At 42.6% G+C, this 24,099-nt stretch carries 19 protein-coding genes and 1 pseudogene; 16 read left to right on the top strand and 4 right to left on the bottom strand.

Annotation, left to right across the window (positions count from 1 at the left end):
• Positions 1-197: 197 nt before the first annotated feature.
• The 6 genes and pseudogenes from WKT01_RS05485 (at position 198) to WKT01_RS05510 (ending at position 5,782) form a co-directional block, all read left to right on the top strand.
• Positions 198-1,373 (top strand): helix-turn-helix domain-containing protein, encoded by a 1,176-nt coding sequence (locus WKT01_RS05485; RefSeq protein WP_059067441.1) that lies wholly within the window; start codon positions 198-200, stop codon positions 1,371-1,373.
• A gap of 183 nt (positions 1,374-1,556) precedes the next feature.
• Positions 1,557-2,408: an AraC family transcriptional regulator gene (locus WKT01_RS05490; RefSeq protein WP_059067442.1), complete on the top strand. Its 852-nt coding sequence runs from the start codon at positions 1,557-1,559 to the stop codon at positions 2,406-2,408.
• Between the two features lie 585 nt (positions 2,409-2,993).
• Positions 2,994-3,455 (top strand): YaiI/YqxD family protein, encoded by a 462-nt coding sequence (locus WKT01_RS05495; protein ID WP_340311582.1) that lies wholly within the window; start codon positions 2,994-2,996, stop codon positions 3,453-3,455.
• Positions 3,456-3,482: 27 nt separating this feature from the next.
• Positions 3,483-3,977: pseudogene (locus tag WKT01_RS05500) on the top strand (O-acetyl-ADP-ribose deacetylase); the annotation flags it as partial.
• A 609-nt stretch (positions 3,978-4,586) separates the two neighbouring features.
• Complete coding sequence (locus WKT01_RS05505; protein ID WP_059067446.1) at positions 4,587-5,222, top strand: endonuclease III domain-containing protein; 636 nt, start codon at positions 4,587-4,589, stop codon at positions 5,220-5,222.
• Positions 5,223-5,284: 62 nt separating this feature from the next.
• Positions 5,285-5,782, top strand: coding sequence for a TspO/MBR family protein (locus tag WKT01_RS05510; RefSeq protein WP_340311583.1), 498 nt, complete (start codon positions 5,285-5,287; stop codon positions 5,780-5,782).
• 130 nt (positions 5,783-5,912) lie between these two features.
• Here WKT01_RS05510 and WKT01_RS05515 read toward each other — a convergent pair whose 3' ends face one another.
• Complete coding sequence (locus WKT01_RS05515) at positions 5,913-6,353, bottom strand: hypothetical protein (RefSeq protein WP_059067468.1); 441 nt, start codon at positions 6,351-6,353, stop codon at positions 5,913-5,915.
• A 195-nt stretch (positions 6,354-6,548) separates the two neighbouring features.
• Here WKT01_RS05515 and cls point away from each other — a divergent pair, with 195 nt between their 5' ends.
• From cls to WKT01_RS05530, 3 genes are all read left to right on the top strand, one after another.
• Positions 6,549-8,033: a cardiolipin synthase gene (cls, locus tag WKT01_RS05520; RefSeq protein ID WP_340311584.1), complete on the top strand. Its 1,485-nt coding sequence runs from the start codon at positions 6,549-6,551 to the stop codon at positions 8,031-8,033.
• 86 nt (positions 8,034-8,119) lie between these two features.
• Positions 8,120-9,202 carry a trigger factor gene (gene tig / locus WKT01_RS05525; protein WP_340311585.1) on the top strand — a complete coding sequence of 361 codons (1,083 nt, stop codon included), beginning with the start codon at positions 8,120-8,122 and terminating at the stop codon, positions 9,200-9,202.
• Positions 9,203-9,232: 30 nt separating this feature from the next.
• Positions 9,233-10,102, top strand: a complete 870-nt coding sequence (locus WKT01_RS05530; protein ID WP_340311586.1) for an aldose 1-epimerase family protein — start codon at positions 9,233-9,235, stop codon at positions 10,100-10,102.
• A gap of 23 nt (positions 10,103-10,125) precedes the next feature.
• Here the strand turns inward: WKT01_RS05530 and WKT01_RS05535 are convergent, their stop codons facing one another.
• Genes WKT01_RS05535 through WKT01_RS05545 form a run of 3 tightly spaced genes read right to left on the bottom strand, consistent with a single transcriptional unit; the run spans position 10,126 to position 14,133 of the window.
• Entirely contained in the window at positions 10,126-10,980 is an 855-nt protein-coding gene (locus WKT01_RS05535; protein ID WP_059067476.1) for an alpha/beta hydrolase, read from the bottom strand.
• A gap of 19 nt (positions 10,981-10,999) precedes the next feature.
• Positions 11,000-12,568, bottom strand: coding sequence for a helix-turn-helix domain-containing protein (locus tag WKT01_RS05540; protein WP_117973667.1), 1,569 nt, complete (start codon positions 12,566-12,568; stop codon positions 11,000-11,002).
• Positions 12,565-14,133, bottom strand: a complete 1,569-nt coding sequence (locus WKT01_RS05545; protein WP_340311587.1) for a sensor histidine kinase — start codon at positions 14,131-14,133, stop codon at positions 12,565-12,567. Before WKT01_RS05545 ends, WKT01_RS05540 begins: the two co-directional genes overlap by 4 nt.
• A gap of 367 nt (positions 14,134-14,500) precedes the next feature.
• On the opposite strand from WKT01_RS05545, the gene WKT01_RS05550 reads away from it, so the two are divergent.
• The 7 genes from WKT01_RS05550 to WKT01_RS05580 are packed head-to-tail and all read left to right on the top strand — an operon-like array spanning position 14,501 to position 23,990.
• On the top strand, positions 14,501-15,271 hold the full coding sequence (locus tag WKT01_RS05550) for an alpha/beta hydrolase (protein ID WP_059067483.1): 771 nt from the start codon (positions 14,501-14,503) through the stop codon (positions 15,269-15,271).
• A gap of 15 nt (positions 15,272-15,286) precedes the next feature.
• Entirely contained in the window at positions 15,287-16,096 is an 810-nt protein-coding gene (locus WKT01_RS05555) for an alpha/beta hydrolase (RefSeq protein WP_117973671.1), read from the top strand.
• A 15-nt stretch (positions 16,097-16,111) separates the two neighbouring features.
• Positions 16,112-17,653 carry a stalk domain-containing protein gene (locus tag WKT01_RS05560; RefSeq protein ID WP_270395370.1) on the top strand — a complete coding sequence of 514 codons (1,542 nt, stop codon included), beginning with the start codon at positions 16,112-16,114 and terminating at the stop codon, positions 17,651-17,653.
• Complete coding sequence (locus WKT01_RS05565) at positions 17,643-19,133, top strand: alpha/beta hydrolase family esterase (RefSeq protein WP_340311588.1); 1,491 nt, start codon at positions 17,643-17,645, stop codon at positions 19,131-19,133. Before WKT01_RS05560 ends, WKT01_RS05565 begins: the two co-directional genes overlap by 11 nt.
• A gap of 13 nt (positions 19,134-19,146) precedes the next feature.
• Positions 19,147-20,664: an alpha/beta hydrolase family esterase gene (locus tag WKT01_RS05570; RefSeq protein WP_340311589.1), complete on the top strand. Its 1,518-nt coding sequence runs from the start codon at positions 19,147-19,149 to the stop codon at positions 20,662-20,664.
• Entirely contained in the window at positions 20,664-21,770 is a 1,107-nt protein-coding gene (locus WKT01_RS05575) for a carboxylesterase family protein (protein ID WP_340311590.1), read from the top strand. The genes WKT01_RS05570 and WKT01_RS05575 overlap by 1 nt, the downstream gene beginning before the upstream one ends.
• Positions 21,771-21,806: 36 nt before the next feature.
• Positions 21,807-23,990, top strand: coding sequence for a serine hydrolase (locus WKT01_RS05580; protein WP_117973679.1), 2,184 nt, complete (start codon positions 21,807-21,809; stop codon positions 23,988-23,990).
• Positions 23,991-24,099 lie beyond the last annotated feature (109 nt).

The raw sequence follows: 24,099 nt of genomic DNA on the forward strand, positions 1-24,099 counted from the left end.
TCAAGTTAAGCAAAAAAGGAATCAACCAATAGTTGAAAAATCTTCCTGTCAGATAACTTTCGCCTCTATTGTAAAGGTATACATTTCTGCTAAAATAAAAAGCAAGAAGTACTTCTACCGACTTTGTAAAAGAACAAAAAGGCGCTGTCGGAGCCTAAAATGTTCAAAATAAGACACAAAATGTGGAGGAAGCAAGCATGAATGAAATGAATATACCTATGGAGCCAATTCTATCTCCGGTTTCCGGAGAAGATGTTCTCCGTCCGCTTCAGATGGGGAAACGGATTCAAACTTTACGAAAGCAGCAGGAGATGACGCAAGAACAGCTGGCAGATCTGTTAGGCGTAACAGCGACGGCCGTTTCAAAATGGGAAACAAACTTATCTTACCCGGATATTACCTTATTGTGTCCATTAGCACGGTCGCTGCATATCAGTGTGGATATATTACTTGGATTTCAGGAAAAAATGACAAAAGAGGAATGCCTGGAAGCTCTGAAGGAACCAGAGAAACTGTTCAGCAGCCACAAAGCAGAAGAAGCAGTCCGGTACTGCAGAGAACTTCTAAAACAGTATCCGACAGATGCATATTTAAAATTACGTATTGCGGGCTTGTATGTGCAGTATCTAACTGCCATGAAAAACGGAAAAGACAGCGGATACTCTGCGAAATTTGCTGATGAACAAGTCAGACAGGCAGTAGAGCTGCTTGAATACAGCGCGCTAAGTGAAGAGAAAGAAATTGCAGAGACTTCCTGGTATATGTTGTCCAGTCTATATCTGATGCAGGGAGAAGAAGAAAAAGCGCTTGCGGCTTTAGAACATCTGCCGCAGCCAGGATATGATGCACGGATCATGAAGGCAGGGATTTTATTGCAGACAGGAAAAATTGAAGAGGCAGAGAAACTAAATCAGACTTGTCTGTATGAAGCGATCAATAACAGTGGATTATATCTGTTGAATCTTTTTACGATCGCCGAGAAGAAGGGGGAGGAGCAAAGAGCTCTGGATATGTTGGAGAAGGGACTGGAGCTATATGAAGTATTTCAATGTTCAAAAATAGGAATAATGGATACGAATTATCATCTGGGAAAAGCGGTTATATATTGCCGTGGAGGGAAACAAGAAGAGGCGCTTTTAGAACTTTCGGCTGTGGCAAAGGGATACTTGCGAATGTTCGCAAAAGATATAGTAAAACTGCCGGAATATTTCGATAAGCTGACCATACAAGAAAACTACAGTTCCAGACGGGAGTTCTTATTAGAGAATGCGATCATGCTGTTGGAGCAGGAAGAAGGCCTGGAGTCTCTTAGAACACGAGAAGAATATAAGAAAATATTGGCGGATCTGCAGGAGGCATGTGCAGATTTATAAAAATATGTAATGGAAATGCGGGTATCAAGTGCAGTTTTGATATCTGCATTTTAGCATAGAATCTGTACAGGCATATATCTACTCTGTTCGTTGGCTAAGTGACCAGGTTCGCAGATTTTGTGCAGGAAAAGAGAGGAAAACAAAAATAAACAGATGTATGCTTCTAGATGAAGGGAGAGAAAGATGGACTGGATGGATAGATGGAATCAGGCATTGCTGTATATAGAAGAACATTTGAAGGGAGAGATAGACTATCGTGAGGCAGCAAAAATCGGTTGCTGTTCTGTATATCATTTTCAAAGAATGTTTGCTTATATGGCTGGGATACCGTTGTCAGAATACATTCGCCGTAGGAGGATGTCGCTGGCTGCTGTAGATTTACAGGAGAAAGACGTCAGGATCATAGACGTTGCCTTGAAATATGGGTATAATTCTCCGACCGCATTTAATAGGGCATTTCAGAGTATACATGGTATTGCGCCTTCTACCGTAAAAGCCTTGGGAACATCGGTCCGGTTTTATCCGCCTCTTACCTTTAAAATTACAATAAAGGGAGTGGAAGAAATGAACTACCGATTGGAAAAGAAAGAAGCATTTTGGATCACAGGCATTGTAAAATCATTACACAGACAGTTGGAAGAAAATATGCAGATCGTTCCAGGAATGTGGGAAGACGCTGTGAAAGACGGCACGATAGAAAAACTGTGTCATGTGATGGAGCAAGACAGAAAAGGCATATTGGGAGTGAGTATCTGCAATGATCAGGAAGAATGGAGGTATATGATTGCGGCTGCAGGTGAGAAGAAGGAATTAGCAGGGATGGAAACCTATGAAGTCCCGGCGCATATATGGGCAATATTTGCAGGGGAAGGGGAGTGTCCGCGGGCAATTCAAGAGTTGGAAAAGCGCATATATACAGAATGGCTGCCATCTAGCGGATATGAGTACGATCGCGGTCCGGATATAGAGTGGTATAGAAGCCCTGATCCCCAAAAAGCAGAGTTTGAGGTTTGGATACCAGTGAAAAAGAAATAAGAAGAATGCGGGGATATTTTGAACTGCTCCTCGTCAAGTAGAAAATTGAAAAAATATAAATTTTTTTGCCAACAGATTATTTCTGTTGGCAGCTTTTATGCTGCCTGCAAATAAATCCCACCCCTCCAGGAACCTTCCATTGAATCATTATCAATACATTTTACAACTCTGGACATACTTTGTGTCATGCCTGCCGCTTTCAGTTTTGTGTGAAATAACCGATTTGTATATTGGAAACATCTATCACTATGCCATAATGGAGGAGTATCGGATATCGAATGTCAAAAGTGTCAAAAACCAGGGCATTGTTATTGCTATCACGAATTACATAAGATACAATTCTTTGCTCGTATAGATCCAGTATTGCGCTAAGATACACCTTATGTTTTTCTATTTAAGCATTGTAGGACAATATCCATTTTTAATTCAAAATAGAATTTTGCTTTCCTTCCCATAAAATATACTTCCTTCTAAGTAACAAGTTTTTTATTATAAATTGTATCCCTTCTTCATTTATGTTACAGTAATAAGCAGATCAGAGGAGATTGTATTTCGGTACAATAAATATAGGAGCGGGAGCTTGTAATGGAGATTTTTGTAGATGCGGACGCATGTCCGGTAATCAGGATCGTAGAAGATGTAGCAAAGGAATATGGACTTCCGGTTACATTGCTCTGTGATACGAATCATATCTTGCACTCTGCATACAGCACTGTAAGACGTATAGATGCCGGTGCGGATGCGGTGGATTTTGCGCTGATCGAGCTATGCCACAGGGGAGATATTGTTGTGACACAGGATTATGGAGTGGCTGCGATGGCTCTGGGAAAAGGCGCGTGTGCTATACACCAGTCGGGCAGATGGTATACGGAAGAAAACATAGACAGATTATTGATGGAGCGGCATTTGTCAAAGAAAGCAAGGCGCATAAGCGGCAGGCATTATCTGAAAGGACAGGCAAAGCGGACAGAAGAAGATAATAGAAGATTTGAAAGATCTCTGCGGGAACTGATTGAAAAATGTCTGCGGGAGAGAACAGAACAATGAGGGAAAAAAGGAAAGGAAGTATGTGGTATGTCATTTCGAGTCGTGCTGGGAGATATTACAAAAATACATGCAACTGCGATCGTGAATGCGGCGAACTGCTCTCTTCTGGGAGGCGGAGGCGTGGACGGAGCCATCCACAGAGCGGCGGGGCCGCAGCTTTTGGAGGAATGTAGAAAGCTAAACGGATGTCAAACCGGACAGGCGAAGATGACCGGAGGCTACCGTCTTTTGGCAGAATATGTGATTCATACGCCAGGACCTGTATGGCGAGGCGGAAATTACGGCGAGGCTGCGCTGCTTGCATCCTGTTACAGGAACTGTTTAAAAATAGCGGTTGAAAACCAGATCAAAGACATTGCATTTCCCTCGATCAGTACAGGAATCTATGGATATCCGTTGCCGGAAGCAGCAGAAATAGCAGTGCGGACGCTCCATGAATATCCGGCAATAGAAGTCCAGATGGTTTGTTTTGATGAACGGACGAAAAGGGCATATGAACAGGCGGAACGAGCATATCGAAAGAAATATGACTGTACAGATATAAAGGAAACGGTTTATATAGAATATGAAAATCTGCCGATGAAAAAGGTATTTAAGAACGAAGCGCTTAAGCGGAAAATCTTACAGACAGCAAAAGACAAGGAGAAGGAAGCGGTCCTTATCCAACGGATCATTCAGGCAGGCACGACTTTTCGGCAGTATGTATATTTAAGAGGCAAGGAAGGATTAGAGACGGGAACCTGTGAAAAGATTCTTGCGGCAATGCGGGAAGAAGATGAGAAAAGACCAGTTCCTATGATGGCGGCATATCCATTTTTGAAACAGGATTGCTGGAGTCTTGGGCAAAGAGATATCAGTTATATGAAGGTGCGGGTTTTGACAGGAGAAGACGGGCAGTTTGACATAGAGGAAATACAGCGGAAAAAGACGAAAGAGGGAACAGAACTTTTGTTTAAAATTCCCGGGAAACGGTACAGGCTCGTATTGGAGCATACGGTGGCAGAACAAAAGTTATTAAAGTGCCTGCTCCTGGATGGAGAGGCGGATTTAAAACGTTTTGGTCTAAAAGGGGAATATATGCCGGAAGAATAGGACGAAAGAATAGAACGAAAGAGAAAGGCTGGTAAATACATGACAAAGAAAAAATTAGCATTGGAAGTGATCGAACGTCTGAAAAAAGAATATCCAGACGCAGGATGTACGCTGGACTATAATGATGCATGGAAACTTCTCGTAAGTGTGCGGCTGGCGGCACAGTGTACAGACGCAAGAGTCAATATAGTCGTACGGGATCTATATGCGAAGTATCCTACCATCGAGGCGCTTGCAGAGGCGGAAGTGGAGGAGATAGAGCGTATCGTCCGTCCCTGCGGACTCGGAAAAAGTAAGGCGAGAGATATCAGTGCATGTATGAAGATGCTCCGGGATGAGTACGCAGGAGAAGTCCCAAGAGATTTTCAGGCACTTCTGAAGCTGCCGGGAGTAGGACGCAAAAGCGCGAATCTGATCATGGGGGATGTGTTTGGCGAACCGGCGATCGTAACGGATACACATTGTATCCGTCTTGTAAATAGGATTGGACTGGTGGATGGCATCAAAGAGCCGAAGAAAGTAGAGATGGAACTGTGGAAGATCGTTCCGCCTAAGGAAGGCAGCGACTTTTGTCATCGGCTTGTTTATCATGGAAGAGACGTCTGCACAGCACGGACAAAACCGCATTGCGATCAGTGCTGTCTGGCAGATATTTGTGCAAAAAAAGGAATCTGACTTCTGTTTTCATAAAAGAAATCATATATATAGAGCAAACGGCGAGAAAATGGAATGAAAATATGAAATGGAAGGCATTGATTTGCAGTTTGCTGCTTACCTTAGGAGCCGGCGGTTTTGCGGCTGTACTGACAGCTGACAGCATGGAGAAATATCAGGATATGTATCACCCGCCATTAGCACCGCCGGGATGGGTATTTCCCTTTGTGTGGACGCTGTTATATATCCTGATGGCAATCTCTGCATATCTGGTTTATACGGCCAGGCCAAAGGAACAAACACAGGAATTGGATGAAAAACCGGAAAGTAAGAATAAAGTTTTAAAGCTGTATCTGCTGCAATTAGCAGTCAATGTAATTTGGCCGGTTTTGTTTTTCCGTTTTGATTTGTACCTGGTATCCGCAGTGTGGATTATAGGACTTTGGTATCTCATATTTTTAACAGCGGAAAACTTTTATAAGATCAGACCGATCGCCGGTAAATTACTGGTGCCATATTTTATATGGGTTACTTTTGCAGTATATTTGAATATTTTCATTGCTGTGTATACGTGGTCCTAAGGCGGAGCCGCCCGCCTGCAGGGCGCAAATTACAGTGTGATCGGATGGATATACGAAAATATGCCCTGCGCTGATATAGGTGAATCTTTCCCTATCTGTCAGAACAGAGCATATTTTTGTCATGTGATATTTATTTGCCTCTTAAGCGGGCGAAAAACCCTTTTTTCTTCTGTGGTGTTTCAAGAGAACCACGCAGACCTTTAACCCCAGTTATGTAAATTCCGCTGATGACGGCTTTTACTTCTTTTTTGACAGGGATCAAAGGAAAAATCTGTGCGTCGCACATCAGTGTCATGATCTTAGGACCGACTTTAGCCTTTACGACAGGAACTTTTGCGCGTCGGAGATATTTGGGGGTGTTTTCCAAAACAGCGGATGGAAGACCCGAATCCCGCAGACGCATTTTTCCTTTATCGATGATCAGCATACTGACTGTCTGAGCGATAGCGTCCATCTGTTCTTTTTGTGCCGCCTGCTTTTTCTCTGCTTTTTTCCCCATTACATATAAAACAATGACTGCGATGATCAATATCCCAAGAATTACAAGCATTATTATCAATGGTGTACTCACGATAGAACCCTCCTAATTACTCTGTTTCGCAAGTAGTATTGTATCATTGTTTGCGGACAAGTGCAAGCAATTTGATATTTTGGGGTTACTTTTCCCATATAAAGCGAGTATACTGTTTGTGTGACTTGCTTTTCTGCTTCCAGATTGCGGGAAGCAGAATATGGTATGCAGAAGAAAAGGAGTTTTTATCAAATTATGAGTGTAGCAGAAACAATATGGAATGTATTGGTGGCAGGGTATGACTTTATTATGGACAATCTGCTGGTCATTAACATACTTCTGTCTTTGGTTATTGTTTTCTTTCAGAGAAGATCGCCCCAGACAGTCTGGACGTGGCTGCTTTTGTTGTATTTTATCCCAATCCTGGGCTTTCTCCTATATCTTGTGATCGGGCAAGACTTTCATAAAAGCAGGATGTTCAAGGCAAAAGAAATAGAAGGGGAGTTAAAATATGCGGTGCGGCGGCAGGAAGAGACGATATACAGAAAAAAACTGCGGCTTGCCAATCCAGAGATGGCACGTTTTAAAGACTTGATCTTGTATAACCTGGAAGCGGGAGAAGCTGTCCTGACAGACAACAATGATGTACGTATCTATACAGACGGCAAAGAAAAATTCCGGGCTTTGATCGAGGAGATGAAGAAGGCGAAGCGGTATATCCATCTGCAGTATTATATCATACGGAATGACGAACTGTGGCAGGAGATAGAAAAGGTCCTTTTGAAAAAGGCAAAAGAGGGTGTAGAAGTCCGTGTGCTTTTTGACAGTATGGGCTGCCGTACAATGCACAATAAAGATTGGGAAAGATTGGAAAGAGCAGGCATTCAAGTGGCAGAGTTTTTCCCGGCTCTGCTTGGGCAGCTCCAGCTGCGCGTCAATTACCGGAATCACAGGAAAATCGTCGTGATTGACGGTAGGATCGGTTTTGTAGGTGGTTTTAATATCGGACGAGAATATCTGGGACTGGATGATAAGAAGTTTGGCTATTGGAGAGATACCCATCTTTGCATAGAAGGAGCCGCTGTGACTTCACTTGCCGTCCGGTTTGTATTAGACTGGAATTATGCAGCGAAAGAAAATCTGTTTTTGGAGGACAGATTGTTTGAGATACCGAATTATGTAAGACATGGAAGGGATCCCGTTCAGATCATTTCCAGTGGTCCAGACTCGCAGATAAAAACGATCCATGATAATTATCTGCGTTTGATTCACAGCGCAAAAGATCATGTGTATATACAGACCCCCTATTTTATACCAGATGAATCCATTTTTGACGCATTGAAGATCGCTAGTCGGTCCGGGATAGATGTCCGTATCATGGTTCCATGTAAACCAGATCATCCGTTTGTCTATTGGGCGACGTATTCTTATTTGGGAGATATGGTTGCGGCGGGAGCAAAGTGCTATGTATATAACAATGGCTTTCTGCATGCGAAAACACTCAGTGTGGATGGAATGGTAGCCTGCGTAGGGACTGCGAACATGGATATTCGTAGTTTTGGTCTGAATTTTGAAGTGAATGCGGTGATCTACAGTGAGCGTACTGTACAGCGGTTGGAGAGGACATTTGAAAACGATATGACACAATGTACCCATGTGACAAGAAAGATCTATGATCAGAGAGGGCTTGTCATACGGACGAAAGAACAGTTTTCGCGACTCCTGTCTCCGCTTTTGTAGAAGGAACTTTTCACCATAGAAGAAATATGGTATAAATATAGGAAGTGCAAAAAGAAGATTACAGAAAAACATAGAAGGAGAAGAACATGAAAAAGAAAATAGTTGCAATAATGGTAAGCATGATGCTGGCAGTATCTGTCATAGGCTGCAGCGGGGAGATTTCAAATGATTATGTGACGATCACGCAGTACAAAGATCTGGAAGTTCCACAGGCGGCAAGTACGGAAATCACGGAGGAAAAGGTAACGAATGTGATCCAGAGCAATCTGGAATTGGCAGCAGAAAAAGAGACGATCACAGACCGTGCCGCACAGGATGGCGATACAGTGAACATGGATTATACAGGAACTGTGGACGGCGTGGCTTTTGAAGGGGGTACGGCTGCCGGAGCTACCATCGAATTGGGCGAAAATAACGGATATATAGGAGCCACAGGAGATTATAAAGGCTTTGCGGAGCAGATAGTAGGGCACAGTACAGGGGAAGAGTTTGACATTACAGTACAGTTTCCGGAAGAGTATAACGCAGAGCTGGCTGGAAAGGTGGCGAATTTCCATATTAAGATCAATGAGATCTATCAGATGAAAACGCCGGAACTTACGGATGCATGGGTAAAGGAAAACAGTGAGAAATCGAAAACAGTAGAAGAATATAAAAAAGAGATTAAAAAGCAGTTGGAAGACGAAAACCAGGAATCTGTAGATGGGGAACTGCAAAATGCTGTAATGGAAGTATTCTTAGAAAAAGTAGAAGTAAAGAAATATCCGAAAGGTGAAGTGGAAGAACAAATACAGCAGGTAACAGACTATTATAAAGAAATCGCTGGAGCATATGGGATGGAATTTGAAGATTTTCTTACTACATATATGAATGGGATGACCTTGGAAGAATTCAATAAACAGGCAGAAGAGGCGGCGCAAAATGTAGTAAAGAGAAATGAAGCGGTGAAACTGCTTGCTGAGAAAAAGCATTTAGAGCCTTCTGAAAAAGAATATGAGGAAGCAATTAAAAAATATGCAGAAGAAGCAGGGGCAGAAGATTTGGACGCATTTAAGGAACAATATGGGGAAGAAGTCCTCAAACAAACTGTGCTGTTGGAAAAAGTGGCAGAATATCTGGCTGATAACTGTATCCAAGTAGAGAGTTCAACTACAGAAGAAACAAAATAAGAGCAGCTATACGCAGGCGGAGGTGTTGTGATGAAGCTGGAAAATGAAAGACTCTGTGTGGAGATTGCAGAGCGGGGAGCAGAAGTCGTAAGAATCTATGATAAGAAGAAAGAGCAGGATATTCTGTGGGATGGGAAACCGGAATTTTGGAAACGTCATTCCCCGATTTTGTTCCCGAATGTAGGAAAGACATGGAACAATAAGGTTCTTTTTGATGGGAATCAATATCCATCTTCACAGCATGGTTTCGCAAGAGACAATGATTTTCTCTGTGTGAGGGCAGAGGAAAAAGCGGCTGTTTGGCTTCTGCGTTCTTCTGAGGAGACAAAAGAAGTATATCCATTTGAGTTTGAATTATATATTATGTATAAGCTGGAAAAGAACCGTTTGTATGTAAAATGGGAAGTGAAAAATCATTCCGGAGAAAGTATGTATTTTACGATCGGAGGACATCCTGCATTTTGGTGTGCTAAGGGAATGGAAAGCAGAAATGACTGTTATCTTAAGTTCCCGGGAAAAGACAGATTGGAGTATATAGGGGTCGATCTGAAGACAGGAACGGCGCTGCCAGAGACAAAAAGAAGCCTGGAATTAAAAGATGGATATTGTAAACTCTCAGATGAACTGTTTGAATTGGATACGATGATCTTTGACGGCGGACAGATCGAGGAAGCCTGGATCTGCCATCTGGATGGAACGCCTTTCGCAGGAGTGGAATGTAAAGATTTCCCGAACTTTGGTATCTGGTCGGTGAAAGACTCGCCGTTTGTGTGCTTGGAGCCATGGGCAGGAAGATGTGATAACCATGGTTTTGAAAAAGATGTGTCAGAAAAGCCAGGTATCAATCGGGTTGAACCGGGCGGAAGCTTTCAGAAAGAATATGCGATCGTGGCGGGGTAGAAATCAAGGAGTGGATAAAGCTGTTACCTTTTTAGAGGCAACAGCTTATTTAATGCGATTTTTATATATTCATCCCAAAGTATAAAATCATGTCTATATCCCTCCGGACAGATATAGTTTACCGGATACCCCAGTTTTTTAAGTATTTCTACATCTTTTTCTACACGTGTTCTGATAAATTCATCCGAGCCGCAGACGATATGAAAATCGCACACAGGTTCACCGCTCTGTATGTTCTTTCGGGCAATGCTGTAGAGGTCGTAAGGAGAGTCATCTAACTGTTCGGCATCTCCAAAAGCAGCGTTATACAGTGGAAAATGATTTTTAAAGTGATCTCCGTTTAATTCCTCTTTCAATGTCTGGGTAGAAAGTGTCATGCCGATCCCGCCGGATATATCCACACAGGTATGGAAAAGGGAAGGATGCATTATGGCTGTGCCGAGAGCTGCATTACCGCCCATTGCATATCCAATGATGAAATTATCTTCCCGTTTTGGAGAAGAGGCGAATAAGGATTGGATGACCACAGGGAGTTCTTCGGATAAAAAAGTCTGGTATTTCGTTCCGTATTGTGTATCGATCCCAAAAGAATTGCATATATTTGGTGTGACAAGCATGACGTGATTTTCCTGTGCGTATCGTTCCGCGTTGCTGTACCGATAGGTTAATGTATCATCGTCGCCTCCTCCGTGGATCAAGTATACTGTTTGAAATTTCATTCCAGGCGTATAGACTCTGGAACGCTGTCCCTCCATGCTGAGCGGGGAAGCGGCAGGAGACTGCTGATAATAACTGTAGCTATCGGTGGGGTACACGATTGAGACATCCACATAATGGCCTAAACATTGACTTCTGAAATTAAAACGCATGTAACTCATATAGTCATCTCCTTTTCTGTCATGAATGGTGTTCACTGCAATTTTTACGGTATTCGCTGGGGGTAACGCCTTCATGTTTTTTAAACATTTGTGTAAAGTGTGAAAAGTTGCTGTATCCTAGTTCGGACGCTACCATACTGACCGGGATATTTGGATTCTTCAACAGATCTTTTGCGGCCTCTACTTTGATGCGCAATATGTAGTTTTTTACATTTTCTCCGGTTTCTTTTTTGAACAGTTTTGAAAAATATTCCGGACTGAAACATACGTATTCTGCCACATCCTTTACAGATATATCTTTGGAAAGATTGGCGAGAATATAGTCGATGGAGCGCTGTACGGTATCTTTTGATTCATCTTCTAAAGAAGAGGAGGAGATTGCGTTGATCAGGTAAGAAATCCCTGTTTTCAAAGCTTCTACATCCTTAAAACAGCTCATGTAATCGTTATAGCTGTAGTCTTCTGAAAATAAGCTCATAATATCTATTTTATGATTATATGAATAAATAAAAAAGAGCTTTGTCAGTTCCTGATGAAATTGGGACAAGGCTTCCAGATTAAAGTGGTTCAGGAAGGCGTTGTATTCCAAGAAGGAAAATATATTTTCCTCCAGTGCTGCAAATTGACTGTTGTCGATCAAACGTGTCCAGCGTGCCGCGTTTTCAGAAAGGCTTGTATTATCAGGAATGGATATGTTTTGTTCTGAAAAGTAGAGCCCAGGTCTTTTTGTGACATTATTTAAGGCGGTCTGATGGGCAGGCAGTATAAGCTCGCGGATATTTTTTATCTGATCGCAGGGCGTAATATAGCAGGACAATTCATTGGAAATATGAGTTGTAATATCCTGATAGAAGGCGTCAAAAAGCTCTTTGGGAATACATTCCAAAGAGGGCGTGTTCGTGACGAGCAACAGTACGAACTGTCTAAAGCGGTTCAGACAGATCAAAGGGTATACCCCTTGCACGGTGAAAGCTCTTGCTGCACCTTCCATGAGGGTGACGAATAAAGAAGAATCTGAAAATACAGGGTCAGTAGAATGTAAATAAGGATAGATATCAATAATGACAGCCTGTACAGTAGATTCGGCGTTGACCGTATATCCCATCTGGTTCAAGGACACTAAAGAGTGCTGTTTATTAGATGGATTAGAGGAAAATAAGTTTAATACAATATTGCTGAGCGTTTCCAGATGGTAATAGTCGGAAAGCTGCTTTTGTGTCAAAACTTTTGAGACAGCGCGTGTTAAGGTGCTTTCTATTTCGTGATAAGGAGCCGGCTGCACAATATAATCGAAACATCCAAGTTTCATGGCTTCTTTAGCATAGTCAAAAACCGCATGAGAAGTCAGAAGAATACGGATGATAGAGGGATAATTTTCTGCCACCCACTTATTTAATACCAGACCGTTTTCGCCGGGCATTTCAATATCAGACATAAGAATGTGTATTTTGTGAGAACACATGATCTGCTTGGCATCTGAAACATTCGTAGCAGTATAAACATGATTAATCTTCAGCAGATCAAAATGGATGCCATGCAGCAGTCCGTCCAGCACAGAAGTCTGATCGTCTACGATTAAAATATTCATTTTTCTGATTCCCCCTTAAAAGCCGATGGAAGTGTTTCGTGCAATTCTCCCTTTATAGGCAGATAGATCAAAGCACAGGCGCCTCCGGAAGGTTTATTGTAAAAAGCAAATTGATAATTGGATTTATAGATCAAAGAAATCCTGCGTTTTAGATTGGAAATTCCTACGTGTTCTTTTGCATACATATCATTTTCAGCATTGTTGAGACGCTCTAATATCTCTGGGGCATATCCGATCCCGTTATCGCTTAACATGATCTGCAGAACAGGTTCGTTGTGCAAGACTGCTGCCTCTATTTTAACATCAAAAATAAGCAGGTTTCCGGATTGTTTATTGTATTTGGCTGTATTTTCTAAAAATGTCTGTATGAGAAGAACGGGAACCTGACATTTCAGAAGCGCGTCATCTACCTGTATATTCAGGATAAAAGGATTCACCCGGTCCAAAAGTATAATATTATAGTAATCATTGACTTCAGTTAGTTCCGACTGTAAAGTGACAAGTTTGAGATTGTCATGGAAAATGTATCGCAGATGATTGGAAAACGCGATGATCATTCTCTGCATTTTTATATACTGCTTGCTTTCCAGCATATTGTACAGGCTCTTTAGGCAGTTTATGAAAAAATGAGAGTTGGTCTGCAGCTGGTAATACTGCAGCTGTGCATGATTTTTTTCAAATGCTTCAGCCTGCTTTTCGTTAGTCAGGAGTATTTTCTGGTTGATCAGTTGTGCCAGTGCAAGATTGATGTTTTGGTATTCTATGATATTACTGTGACTGTATTCCAGGAAGGAAGAAGGATCATTTTGTTCTAAGTGTTTTGTGGCAGCGTTGATCCTGTCCAGAGGATAGAGCAGCATTTTGTTAAAAACATAGATCGTATAAAGAATGATCCCGCAGGATATAACAGCAATGATCACAAATAAAATCGTAGAAATTTTCACGAATTCTCCCATATAGTTTGACTGGAAAATGCAGAACATATAGATGTCGGTTCCATTTATAGGCGCAGTCATGATATAACGCTCGGAAAAGAATGTGTTTTTGGGATGCTTTACCTGTTCCAAGGTGATGTTTTTTGTCAGGCTGTTGTGTTCAATGAGCAATTGCCTGTTATTAAAAAAACCAAACTGCAAAGAAGTAGAATCTCCGCCTACATAATCTAAAAATTCATAATTTTCCAGATCTATGGCAGTGCAGACATAGAAATCCCGTACTTTTAAAGCCCGCATAAGAATGGGGTGGTACCCCTCTTCAAATAGCAGCCATTGGTTGTATTCCGTGTGTGTATCCTGCAGCCAGTACGTCTTCAGCAGATCGTTCAGCTGATAAATATAGCGAGGGGCATCGCGAAAAAAGGTTTCTCCGGAAACGGAGGCAGCGATCCGATGTTCCTTGTCAAATATAAAAATACTCTCATAGGGAGCTACCTGTCGTTTCAGCATTTCAGTCACATTATACTGCAATGTGATTCTTTCGGTATCCTGTAGATTTTTCAGAGTCAACAGTTGGAAGGACTGATCGGAATAACATAATTTTTGCTGGAATGTAGCGACCTGCTTCATTTCTGTCTCCAATAATTGAGAGTAATACTCAATGGTAGAAGAGGTATTGTACTCCATCTGATCAGAATAAGACGTAACTATAATGATACAGTAAAAAATAAGTATAGCAGAACTACACAGGAGAAGGAGCAGAAGATAACGGTATAAAAATTTTCGGATAGAATAGGAAGTTTTCTTCTTAAAAGTGTCATAGGCACCTCTCTGTATAACGTTTACACATAGCTATATAGAATATATTAACAAAGGGGAAACTCCAAGTCAAGAAATCGACAAAAGAAGCCGGAAAAACGAAAATGTAAACGTTTGACATTTTGGAGGGGCGATGAGAAGATAGTAGTAGAAGATAAGAAAAAGGAGGAGAAAATAAATGGCATATTTAGAAGTAAATGCGTTGTCTGTGATCTTATGTGGTTCCTTTCGGGCCAATGTGTATTTGCCGGAAATGGATAAGTTGGATCTTACAGATGAACGGCATGAAAAGAAGTATCCTGTACTATGGCTTCTTCATAGCGAAGGCGGAAGTTCCTTGGATTGGAATAAGACAATGGCGGAACAATGTGCGGCGGAATTCGGCATCTTTATTGTGGCGCCGGACGCACAACATTCTTTGTGCAGCAATATGGAGTATGGTCCTCAATATGAAGAATTTCTCTCCAAAGAATTGCCGGGCATCATCAGAAATAATCTGCCGGCGTCCGAAAAGGCGGAGAAAAACTGGATCGGCGGAGTGGGAACAGGAGCCTATGGAGCTGTGAAAGCCGCAATCAAACATCCGGAGGTGTTCTCCAAGTGTATCGCTATGGACGGGATTTTTGATATGGAACAAATATACCGGCAGGCAAAGAGAGGAGAACCCACAGACATTTTTCATACAGAAGAATCTTTGAAAGCCGTTTTTGGAGACCTGCAGACATTTTCAGGAAGCGGGCATGATATATATGCTCTTGCAGATAACTGCAGAGAAGGAGAATTTTATATCGCGGGGACAACAGGATCTGTCCGCGCAAAAGAAAGGCAGCGTCTGGCAGAAAGTTTAAAGGAAAAGGCTTGTTACGTAAAGACAGAAGGGGAAATCATGGATTTTGGAGAGCCTGCAGTACTGCGTAATGCGATCAAATGGCTGCTTGCTGAAAAATAAAGGAGGAGAGAGAAAATGGCAAATTTCAGACTGCACTATTTTTCAGAAGTGCTGCGGATGAATGTAGGAGTCAATGTGATTATTCCGGAAAATACATGGGGACACTCGTTGGCAGACAGGCCGAAAGGCTACAGATATCCGGTGCTTTGGCTTCAGTCGGGAGGCGGTTTTGACTATACAGATTGGCAAAGGTATACGGCTTTAGAACTGTATGCAGCCGAAGCAGGTATTGCGGTTGTGTGCAGCGGAACATATTGTTCGGGGTACATGGACACAAAACATGGGGATTTTAAATACTTTACACAGTTATCGGTTGAAACTCCGGCAGTGGTAAGGCATTTATTTCCACTCTCGGAAAAACCGGAAGAAAATTATATAGCCGGTTTCTCCATGGGAGGATACGGTACACTCAAATGGATGCTGCGTGATCCGGAAAAATTCGCTGCCTTTGGTCTGTTTTCCGGGATTAAAAATGTGCCGGAGATAATCCCGGAAAAAGAAGACAGGGAAGATCCGTTTTACATGTTCGCTGCTGCCTTTGGAGATGCCAAAAATACATTGGGGACAGAAGACGACGTGGTATATATGTTGAAGAAACAGATAAAAGCGGGTAAGAAAATGCCAAGAGGATACATGGCTACGGGAGTAGAAGATACACATTATGAAGATAATGTTGCTTTTATGGATAAATACGAATCTTTAGGACTGAAGTTTGAAAGAGTTATCGACCATGGAGCCCACAATTGGGAATATTGCAATCGCCATGTCAAGAAATTCCTGGACTGGCTGGATATAAAAGAAACCTTTCAAAGAGATGCTGAATAGCGGGAAGGAGCACAGATGGGAAAGATGTTTTTAAGACCGGGAATACCGGATGATGCCAATCGAGAGTATTTGCCGGAAAAATTAAAAGAATCAGAAATTGTAGTGAATGAAAATGGAAATAATTCTCAGCCATATCCGAAAAATCTAAGGGAATTCCATGGTGTGGTCGCGGACGGTATAGAAGATGAATGGTATGTATATGTACCGGACAGTTATCAGCCTCTGGAAAAGACACCATTGGTCCTTTCTTTGCATGGCGGAATGATGACAGGCTGGGGACAAGCGGTGTATACTTCCTGGACTTTAGCGGCAGACAGAGACGGATTTATTGTTGTATTTCCGAATGCAAATTATAACAGATTCTGGCAGGTACAGTGGGCAACCTGGGAGATCGATCCGGATAAAAAAACGCCGGGATCCATGGAAGGTGAACCGCCGGGAGTACGGCCCTGCCCAAAAGATATAAAAGAGAATCATGATATTAAGCTGCTTTTGGGTCTGATTGATCTTATGAAAAAGACCTATAATATCGATGAAGGCAGAATTTTTATGCAGGGAATGTCTATGGGGAACATGATGACCGGATTGTTTGCGAGAAATTTTGGGAATGTCCTTGCAGGTGCGGCAGGTTCCGGTGCGGCGGCGTTCTTATCTCTGGTGTTTGATAAAAACGAAAAAATCATAAATACGGGAGGGCCTCTGGCTATCTGGCAGTCCAGACCGGAACGAAATGACATTCCTCCGAACCGAAAATTAGAAAAGAAAGTACATAAATATAACCGTTTGTATTGGATGCGCATCAATAGATGTGAACATATTCCGCAGATCACGATCCAGGGGGAGAACAATCTGGCTTTTTACAAAGGAGAGAAAGCGGACATGGTCTATTACGATATTAAGAACCGGGATCATGGGCAGACATTTGATGATGCCGCCTTGGTGTGGGACTATCTCTTTTCTGGAATCAGACGGGAAGAGGATGGCAGTATCTCTACTCTGCAGCCAGTACGTGAGAGGAAAGGAGATGTCTTTGCGTTTGCCGTTACCACAGACAGTGAAAAAGTATGGTTTCACAATCGTATTGAGGAAATGACAGGGAAGGTACGCAAGTGGAAGAAGATGAAATATCATGGTCTGGACGGGGGACAGAAAGTAAGGGGAGAATACCATATGGTTCCCTTGTCTTTTTTGGCAGAAGCTTTTGGAGCGGAACTTACGTATACCCAGCAGAACTTGGCGGCGTATGTAAAAATGCCGGATGGGCGAGAAGTACAGTTTGCAAGGGGAAGTATAGGTTGTATCATTGATCAGTCTCTTGTGCAGATGTATTGTGAGGCTCTGCACCGAGATGGAGAACTCTATGTTTCTGCTGCGTGGTTTTCGGAATATATAGGCAATATGCATGTTTCAGAGTGTGAAGATGTCCTGTATGTGACAGATCATGCCAGTCAACTTTCGGCTAATATGGCAGATCTGATCAAAGATATGCTGCATGGGACGATCATACCGGAAAATTATGATGAGATGCTCTCAGAGGAGGAAGAAGATGGAAAATAGAATACAAATATTACCGGGAACGCCGGATGATGATAACAGAGAATATCTGCCGGAGAAGATAAAAGGATCGGATATTGTTGTAAATGAAAATGGAAACAATTCTCAGCCATATCCGGAGAGACTTCTGGAATTCCACGGTATCATGGGGAATGAAACGGAGGATGAATGGTATGAATATGTACCGGAGTGTTATGATCCGTCGAGAAAAACACCTCTTGTATTTGCCATGCATGGTGGTCTGATGACAGGCTGGGGACAGGCAGTGTACACTTCCTGGACAATGGTTGCAGAACGCGATAATGTGATCATCGTATTCCCTAACGCACATACCAGAAGATTATGGACACTGGAAGCAACGGAACTCGAACGAACAGTAGACGAACAGATGCCGGATGACATCAAACAGAATTTAGCGGATAATGAGGAGAATCCGGATATTAAATTCGTGTTTGCACTTCTGGAGTACCTGAAAAAGAAATATACGATCGATGAAGAACGGATCTTTATGCAGGGGATGTCCAACGGAAATATGTTTACCTCCCAGTTTGCCAGATATTTTGGAAATGTTTTGACGGCTGCTTCCGGCGCAGGCGGCGGAACTCCTAATCCACGGCTTTTGTACCAGGATGGAAAATTAAAAAATGAGGCGGGGCCGGTAGGCATGTGGACGTCTATTCCGGAAAAGAATGGCTGCCCGCCATGGTGCGAGTTTGAAGATAAATTAATCTATCAATACACGAGAACATATTGGAATACATTAAACGGGTGCGGTACGGATCCGGAGATCAGCATTGTTGGAGAGAACGCATTTGCTTTTTATAAAGGAGAAAAAGTAGATACAGTATTTTTTGAAATCAAAAACCGAGATCATGGACAAACGTTAGATGAGGCGGCGATCGTATGGGATTATTATTTTTCCGGCCTTAGAAGAAAGGCGGATGGAAGTATTGTAGATGAAGGCTCCCGTATTCCGCGTAAAGGCGATGCTTTTGCGATCGCAGTATCCGCAGGGAGTAAAACCGCATGGGTGGCAAATAAACGTGTGACGATGAAAGCGCCGGCAATACAATGGCAGAAGTTAAAATATCATGGATTAAACGGCGATCAGAAAGTCAGAGGAGAATATTTGTGCGTACCGGTCTCTTTCATTGCTCAGGTATTTGGATTGGAATATACCTATGAACAGGACGGAGCCGTTGCCTATCTGTACTTGAAGGACAAAAGAGAGTTGCAGTTCGCCAGAGGAAGTATTGGCTGTATCATAGACAATGACATTCGCTGTATGTATTGTGAAGCATTGCATAGAGATGGAGAACTTTGTATTTCATTGGAATGGTTTACGAGATGTATAGCTAATCTGTGCGCCTCTAAGTGTGACGATGTTCTTTATGTAACAGACCATTATGCGCAGCTGGGAGAAAATATGGCCTTCCTTATCCACAACCTGCTGCATGATATAAAAGAAGAAGGTCTGCAATAAAAAAGAATATAGGATGAAAGGATGTGAAAAGTCGAGACAAAGTCTTCTCGACGAGGATATGGCAGAGGTAAAGATTTTGCCGGGTATACCGGATGATGCAAATAGAGAATATCTTCCGGAAAAATTAAAACATACAGATATTGTTGTGAATGAAAATGGAAATAATTCCCTGGTATATCCCAAAAGACTGCAGGAATACAGGGAAATCGTGATCGATGGAGTGGAGGATACCTGGTATGAATATGTTCCAAGTACGTACGATCCTTCAAAAGAAACAGCTTTGGTGATCGGTCTTCACGGAGGTCTGATGACGGGCTGGGGACATGCGGTCTATACTTCCTGGACATTGGTGGCAGAGAGGGAAGGTTTTATTTGCCTTTTCCCGGATGCGCATGAAAAAAGAATGTGGGCAAATTATGGCGTGTTTGATAATTTTGATCCTGCAGCGGCTCCGGATCTGCCGATCATACAGCCGCCGGATAAGATAGAAGAAAATCATGATATGAATATGATCCTGGCATTGATTGAAAAAATGCAGAAAAAATATCATATTGATCCAGGGCGTATCTTTATGCAGGGAATGTCTATGGGAAATATCATGACCGGACAGTTTGCACGGCAATACGGGCATATTCTGGCCGGCGCCGCAGGATCGGGAGGTCCTTGTGAACTTAGGATGCTGTTCGATGAAGAAGGAAATCTTATCAATAAAGCAGGGCATCTGGCTATATGGCAGTCTAGGCCGGAGAAGAATGGACTGCCGCCCGGAAAAGAGTATGATGAATTTGAGATTAATAAGAAGAATCGTATCTATTGGATGAAAATCAACGAGTGCGAAGAAATACCGCAGATCCGTATTATAGGAGAAGATAATTTCGCCTTCTACAAAGGCAGGAAGGCAGATCTTGTGTATCTGGATATAAAAAACAGAGATCATGGCCAGACGTTGGATGAAGCTTTTTTGTATTGGGATTACTTATTTTCTGGTACAAGGAGAAATGCAGATGGTACGATCACGCATGAAAAGAGTAAATTAGAAAGAATCGGAGATGCATTTGCTATTGCTGTCGCAGAAGGATATGCTAAAGCATGGTATAAAAATAAGGTCGTGCCGCTGCATGCAAAAGTGGTGAAATGGGATAAATTGAAATATCACGGACTGCAGGGAGCGGAATTGGTCAGAGGTTCTTACTTGTGTGTTCCTCTTTCTTTCCTTGCGGAAGTATTCCATGCGTCATATGAAGAAAAAGAAAATGGAACGGTTGTAAATATGCGGCTGGAGGATGAAAGACGCCTGCAGTTTGCGAGAGGAAGTATCGGCTGTGTGATCGATGATACGCTCAGAAGTATGTACTGTGAAGCGATTCAAAGAGAAGGTGAGCTTTTTGTTTCGATAGAATGGTTTGTCAAATATTTTTATGGTCTGCATGTATCTTTTTGTAATGGAGTCATGTACATTACAGATCATTTTGTGGATTTATCGACATTTATGGCAGACTTGATCAAAGATTTGTTTGAGGAGGAAAAATGATGAGGAAAGTGAGAGTATATACCCATATAGATGACTATGGGCAGACAGTTGACAATATAAAATTTATAGAAGATAATGAAATAAACGACAAGGATACTGCATTTGAGCTGCAGGGACATTACTGTGACCTGAGCGGGAAAGCTCTGTCAAAAGGAATTTTATCTGTGGAGAAAGAAAAGAACAGTATCAATTTGCGAGTAGACCCTTTTTTGTACAGATACGATTTTAAGCTGACGGGCAAGATCGGAGAGGAAAACATCTGTGTGACAAAGCAGGAGATAGATGAGGTTATTGTAGAAGATCTGGATACATTTGTTGAAAAAGAGGAAAATGGTGTTTCCTATCGGTTGTATGAACCGGAAGGGAGAAATCCCAGGCCGCTTGTGCTTTTCTTACATGGAGGCGGAGAATGTGGTGAGGACAATCTTATACAGATGACAGGGACTCTGGGAGCCTTGAAATTGGCGCAGAGATGGCCGGAAATGTATATTATGGCGCCGCAGGCTCCGGCAGGAAGCTTAAGCATGCAAGAGAATTTCGAGGTCATGAAAAAGCGGGGCAATCCTTTCCGCGTGGAAGTGGGGATGACTCCTTTTGCTTTGAAAGGAGAACGTGGATGGAACCGAGACTATCTGGGAAAGGTAACGGATATCATTCGACAGATGATCAAAGAAGGAAACGTAGACGGTAGAAGAGTGTATGTGATCGGCATGAGTATGGGAGGCGGCGGAACGATCAATGCAGTTTCGACAGCGCCGGATCTATTTGCGGCAGCGCTTCCGATCTGTCCGAGCATGAATGGAGAAAGCTATACACAGCTGCTGCATTGGCCGGATGTACCTGTATGGATCTCTACGGCGTATATGGATCATCAGCATGGCCGGCACGCATACATTTTGAATGCCTGCAGTCACTTATGGGAACAGGGAAGAAAAGATGTGAAATACACCATATATCTGCCGGAAGAACTGGAGAAGTATGGAATTGGAACAACGCCGGGACTGACGGCAAAAGAGCTGGACGCGGAAAATCACAATAGTTGGATCTTAACTTTGCACAACGAAAAAGGAATACTAGACTGGATGATCTCACACGTAAAAAAATAAAAAGGATATTTGATAAAAAAGAGGGTATTGTTCAATATGGCAACGATTAAAGATGTAGCAAAACATGCAGGCGTTTCGATCGCGACTGTATCTAGGATCATTAACAATAGGGGGCCGATCAGTGAGAAGACGAGGAAGAAAGTATATGCTTCTATGAAAGCCTTGCAGTATCAGCCGAATGAGATGGCACGTGCCTTACAGAAGAAAAAGAGCAATATCATTGGCTTGATCGTGCCCTCTATACAGTACTCTTTTTTTGGTAAACTGATCGAGGCAGTGGAGTCAGTATGTCAGCAAAATGGCTATAAGTTGATGCTTTGCAGGACTGGAGAGAACGAAAGTCGGGAGATAGAGATGGTAGCTATGCTGGAGGCTAATAAAGTGGATGGGATCATCGTGTGCAGCCGGTTAGGCGATACCACGATTTACACTGGAAAGATGAGCATGCCTATTGTCAGTATTGACAGAGAGATACAAGGCTTGTCTGTAGTGACTTCCGATAATTATGCCGGAGGCGTTTTGGCAGCAGAAGAATTGTATGCGGCAGGCTGTTCCAATCCGGCATTGTTTGGAGATAAAACACCGGAGTATATGGCTATGCATGGAAGAAATATTGGGTTTTTCAATCGCTGTAAAAGTCTGGGCGTAACGGCGCATTATTTTCCGGCTTCCTGTGACGCGGAAGATAAAGCAGAAGTGGAAAGGCTTTTTTTGCAGGGCTTGAAAGCGTATCCGCAGACAGACGGGATATTTATCACAGGAGATGCTTTGGCGGCCAGTCTGTTTTGTGGTACGAAGATAAAACAGAAGAAAATATTTGACAAGTTTCCGATTCTTTCTTACGACGGGCTGGAATTTTCTGAATTATTGGACATCACTTCTGTTGCGCAGCCTGTCTATGAGATGGGAGCGGCCGCAGCGGTGCAGCTGATGAAAGAGATTGAGAAACGAGAGAGACCAAGACGTATGATCCTTCCGGTACGCCTGATCAGACGAAAAAGCACGCAAAATGACAAGAAGGGCGGTAAAATAAGGAATATGGATTTTAAGGAGTTAACAGAATATATAGATTCTTTGTACAAGAAATATGGTATCCCGGCAGTAGATTGTAAGATCACAAAGGGGCATGAAACGGTATATCGTCATATGGCAGGATATGCCGATTATGAAAGAACATCTAAAGTCAGCAAAGAAACAATCTATCGTTTGTTTTCTGCTACAAAAGTGGTCACTATGACAGCGGTGATGCAGCAAATAGAACAAGGAAAGATAGAATTATACGATGAAGTGAGAAAATATCTCCCGGAATTCGGGCAGATGAAAGTCGCAGACCAATTTGAGTTTGGCTTTCCTGTAAAGTGGCCGACTTCTGATGAGCCGTGCCATTATGCGCATCATGCAATACGGATCATTGATCTGATGACGATGACAGGCGGTCTGTCTTATGATCTGAACGCAAAAGAAATACAAGAAATCTGCAGAGAGTCCGGCAACAAGGCGACAACAAGAGAAGTGATGAAGGCCATTGCCAAAATGCCGCTTGCTTATGAGCCAGGCACCAGATTCTGCTATAGCTTATGTCACGATGTTCTTGCAGCTGTGGTAGAAGTTGTGTCGGGGGAACGGTACGGCGACTACGTAAAGAAACATATTTTTGAACCTTTGGGTATACAGGACTTTTATTTCCATTTTGACAAAGACGAACAGACGGCATCCAGGATCTGTGCGTTATATAAGGGTGTGTTTGGCACAGATGATATTGTGCCGGATGACGGGAGTCTTTCAGATGGCTTTAAGATTACGGAAAATTATGAAAGCGGCGGCGCCGGATTAGCAGGTACAGTCGATGCATACAGCGCTTTTATAGAGGCTTTGTGTAATGGAGGCGTGGGGGCGAATGGCGCGCGGATCCTTTCTGAAGAATCAGTCAGGATGTTCACGGTGCCATATACGACAGGACAGATGAGCAAAGATTTTGCGGCCACCGGCAAGAAGGGATATGAATACGGATTGGGTGTCAGGGTTCTGACAGATGAAAGATACGCCAAATCTCCGGTCGGTGAATTTGGTTGGGATGGAGCGGCAGGAGCCTATGTCTTGATCGATCCAGTGAATCATATCAGTATCTTTTATACACAGCATGTGGTTGGGTTTCCGAAGGTTTATAGTGAAATACATCCGCAGATCAGAGACATTGCCTATCGGTGTATGGGATATTAAGTAGGAAAGAAATCATAGATTAAGAAGAGTAATAAGAATCTCTCGTAGAAAACCAAGTGTGAAAAATATGGTTTTCTACGGGAGATTCTTATTTTAAGATCTAGGGACT

Origin of the sequence: Mediterraneibacter sp. ICN-202921 (genome assembly GCF_037890075.1) — a bacterium.
GTDB lineage: Bacteria > Bacillota > Clostridia > Lachnospirales > Lachnospiraceae > Mediterraneibacter > Mediterraneibacter massiliensis.

What these genes read in the sequence shown, in the direction of transcription:
- WKT01_RS05485 (WP_059067441.1), top strand. Translation starts at nt 198, where the DNA reads ATGAATGAAATGAATATACCTATGGAGCCAATTCTATCTCCGGTTTCC.
- WKT01_RS05490 (WP_059067442.1), top strand. Translation starts at nt 1,557, where the DNA reads ATGGACTGGATGGATAGATGGAATCAGGCATTGCTGTATATAGAAGAA.
- WKT01_RS05495 (WP_340311582.1), top strand. Translation starts at nt 2,994, where the DNA reads ATGGAGATTTTTGTAGATGCGGACGCATGTCCGGTAATCAGGATCGTA.
- WKT01_RS05505 (WP_059067446.1), top strand. Translation starts at nt 4,587, where the DNA reads ATGACAAAGAAAAAATTAGCATTGGAAGTGATCGAACGTCTGAAAAAA.
- WKT01_RS05510 (WP_340311583.1), top strand. Translation starts at nt 5,285, where the DNA reads ATGAAATGGAAGGCATTGATTTGCAGTTTGCTGCTTACCTTAGGAGCC.
- cls (WP_340311584.1), top strand. Translation starts at nt 6,549, where the DNA reads ATGAGTGTAGCAGAAACAATATGGAATGTATTGGTGGCAGGGTATGAC.
- tig (WP_340311585.1), top strand. Translation starts at nt 8,120, where the DNA reads ATGAAAAAGAAAATAGTTGCAATAATGGTAAGCATGATGCTGGCAGTA.
- WKT01_RS05530 (WP_340311586.1), top strand. Translation starts at nt 9,233, where the DNA reads ATGAAGCTGGAAAATGAAAGACTCTGTGTGGAGATTGCAGAGCGGGGA.
- WKT01_RS05535 (WP_059067476.1), bottom strand. Translation starts at nt 10,980, where the DNA reads ATGAGTTACATGCGTTTTAATTTCAGAAGTCAATGTTTAGGCCATTAT.
- WKT01_RS05540 (WP_117973667.1), bottom strand. Translation starts at nt 12,568, where the DNA reads ATGAATATTTTAATCGTAGACGATCAGACTTCTGTGCTGGACGGACTG.
- WKT01_RS05545 (WP_340311587.1), bottom strand. Translation starts at nt 14,133, where the DNA reads ATGAAGCAGGTCGCTACATTCCAGCAAAAATTATGTTATTCCGATCAG.
- WKT01_RS05550 (WP_059067483.1), top strand. Translation starts at nt 14,501, where the DNA reads ATGGCATATTTAGAAGTAAATGCGTTGTCTGTGATCTTATGTGGTTCC.
- WKT01_RS05555 (WP_117973671.1), top strand. Translation starts at nt 15,287, where the DNA reads ATGGCAAATTTCAGACTGCACTATTTTTCAGAAGTGCTGCGGATGAAT.
- WKT01_RS05560 (WP_270395370.1), top strand. Translation starts at nt 16,112, where the DNA reads ATGGGAAAGATGTTTTTAAGACCGGGAATACCGGATGATGCCAATCGA.
- WKT01_RS05565 (WP_340311588.1), top strand. Translation starts at nt 17,643, where the DNA reads ATGGAAAATAGAATACAAATATTACCGGGAACGCCGGATGATGATAAC.
- WKT01_RS05570 (WP_340311589.1), top strand. Translation starts at nt 19,147, where the DNA reads ATGAAAGGATGTGAAAAGTCGAGACAAAGTCTTCTCGACGAGGATATG.
- WKT01_RS05575 (WP_340311590.1), top strand. Translation starts at nt 20,664, where the DNA reads ATGAGGAAAGTGAGAGTATATACCCATATAGATGACTATGGGCAGACA.
- WKT01_RS05580 (WP_117973679.1), top strand. Translation starts at nt 21,807, where the DNA reads ATGGCAACGATTAAAGATGTAGCAAAACATGCAGGCGTTTCGATCGCG.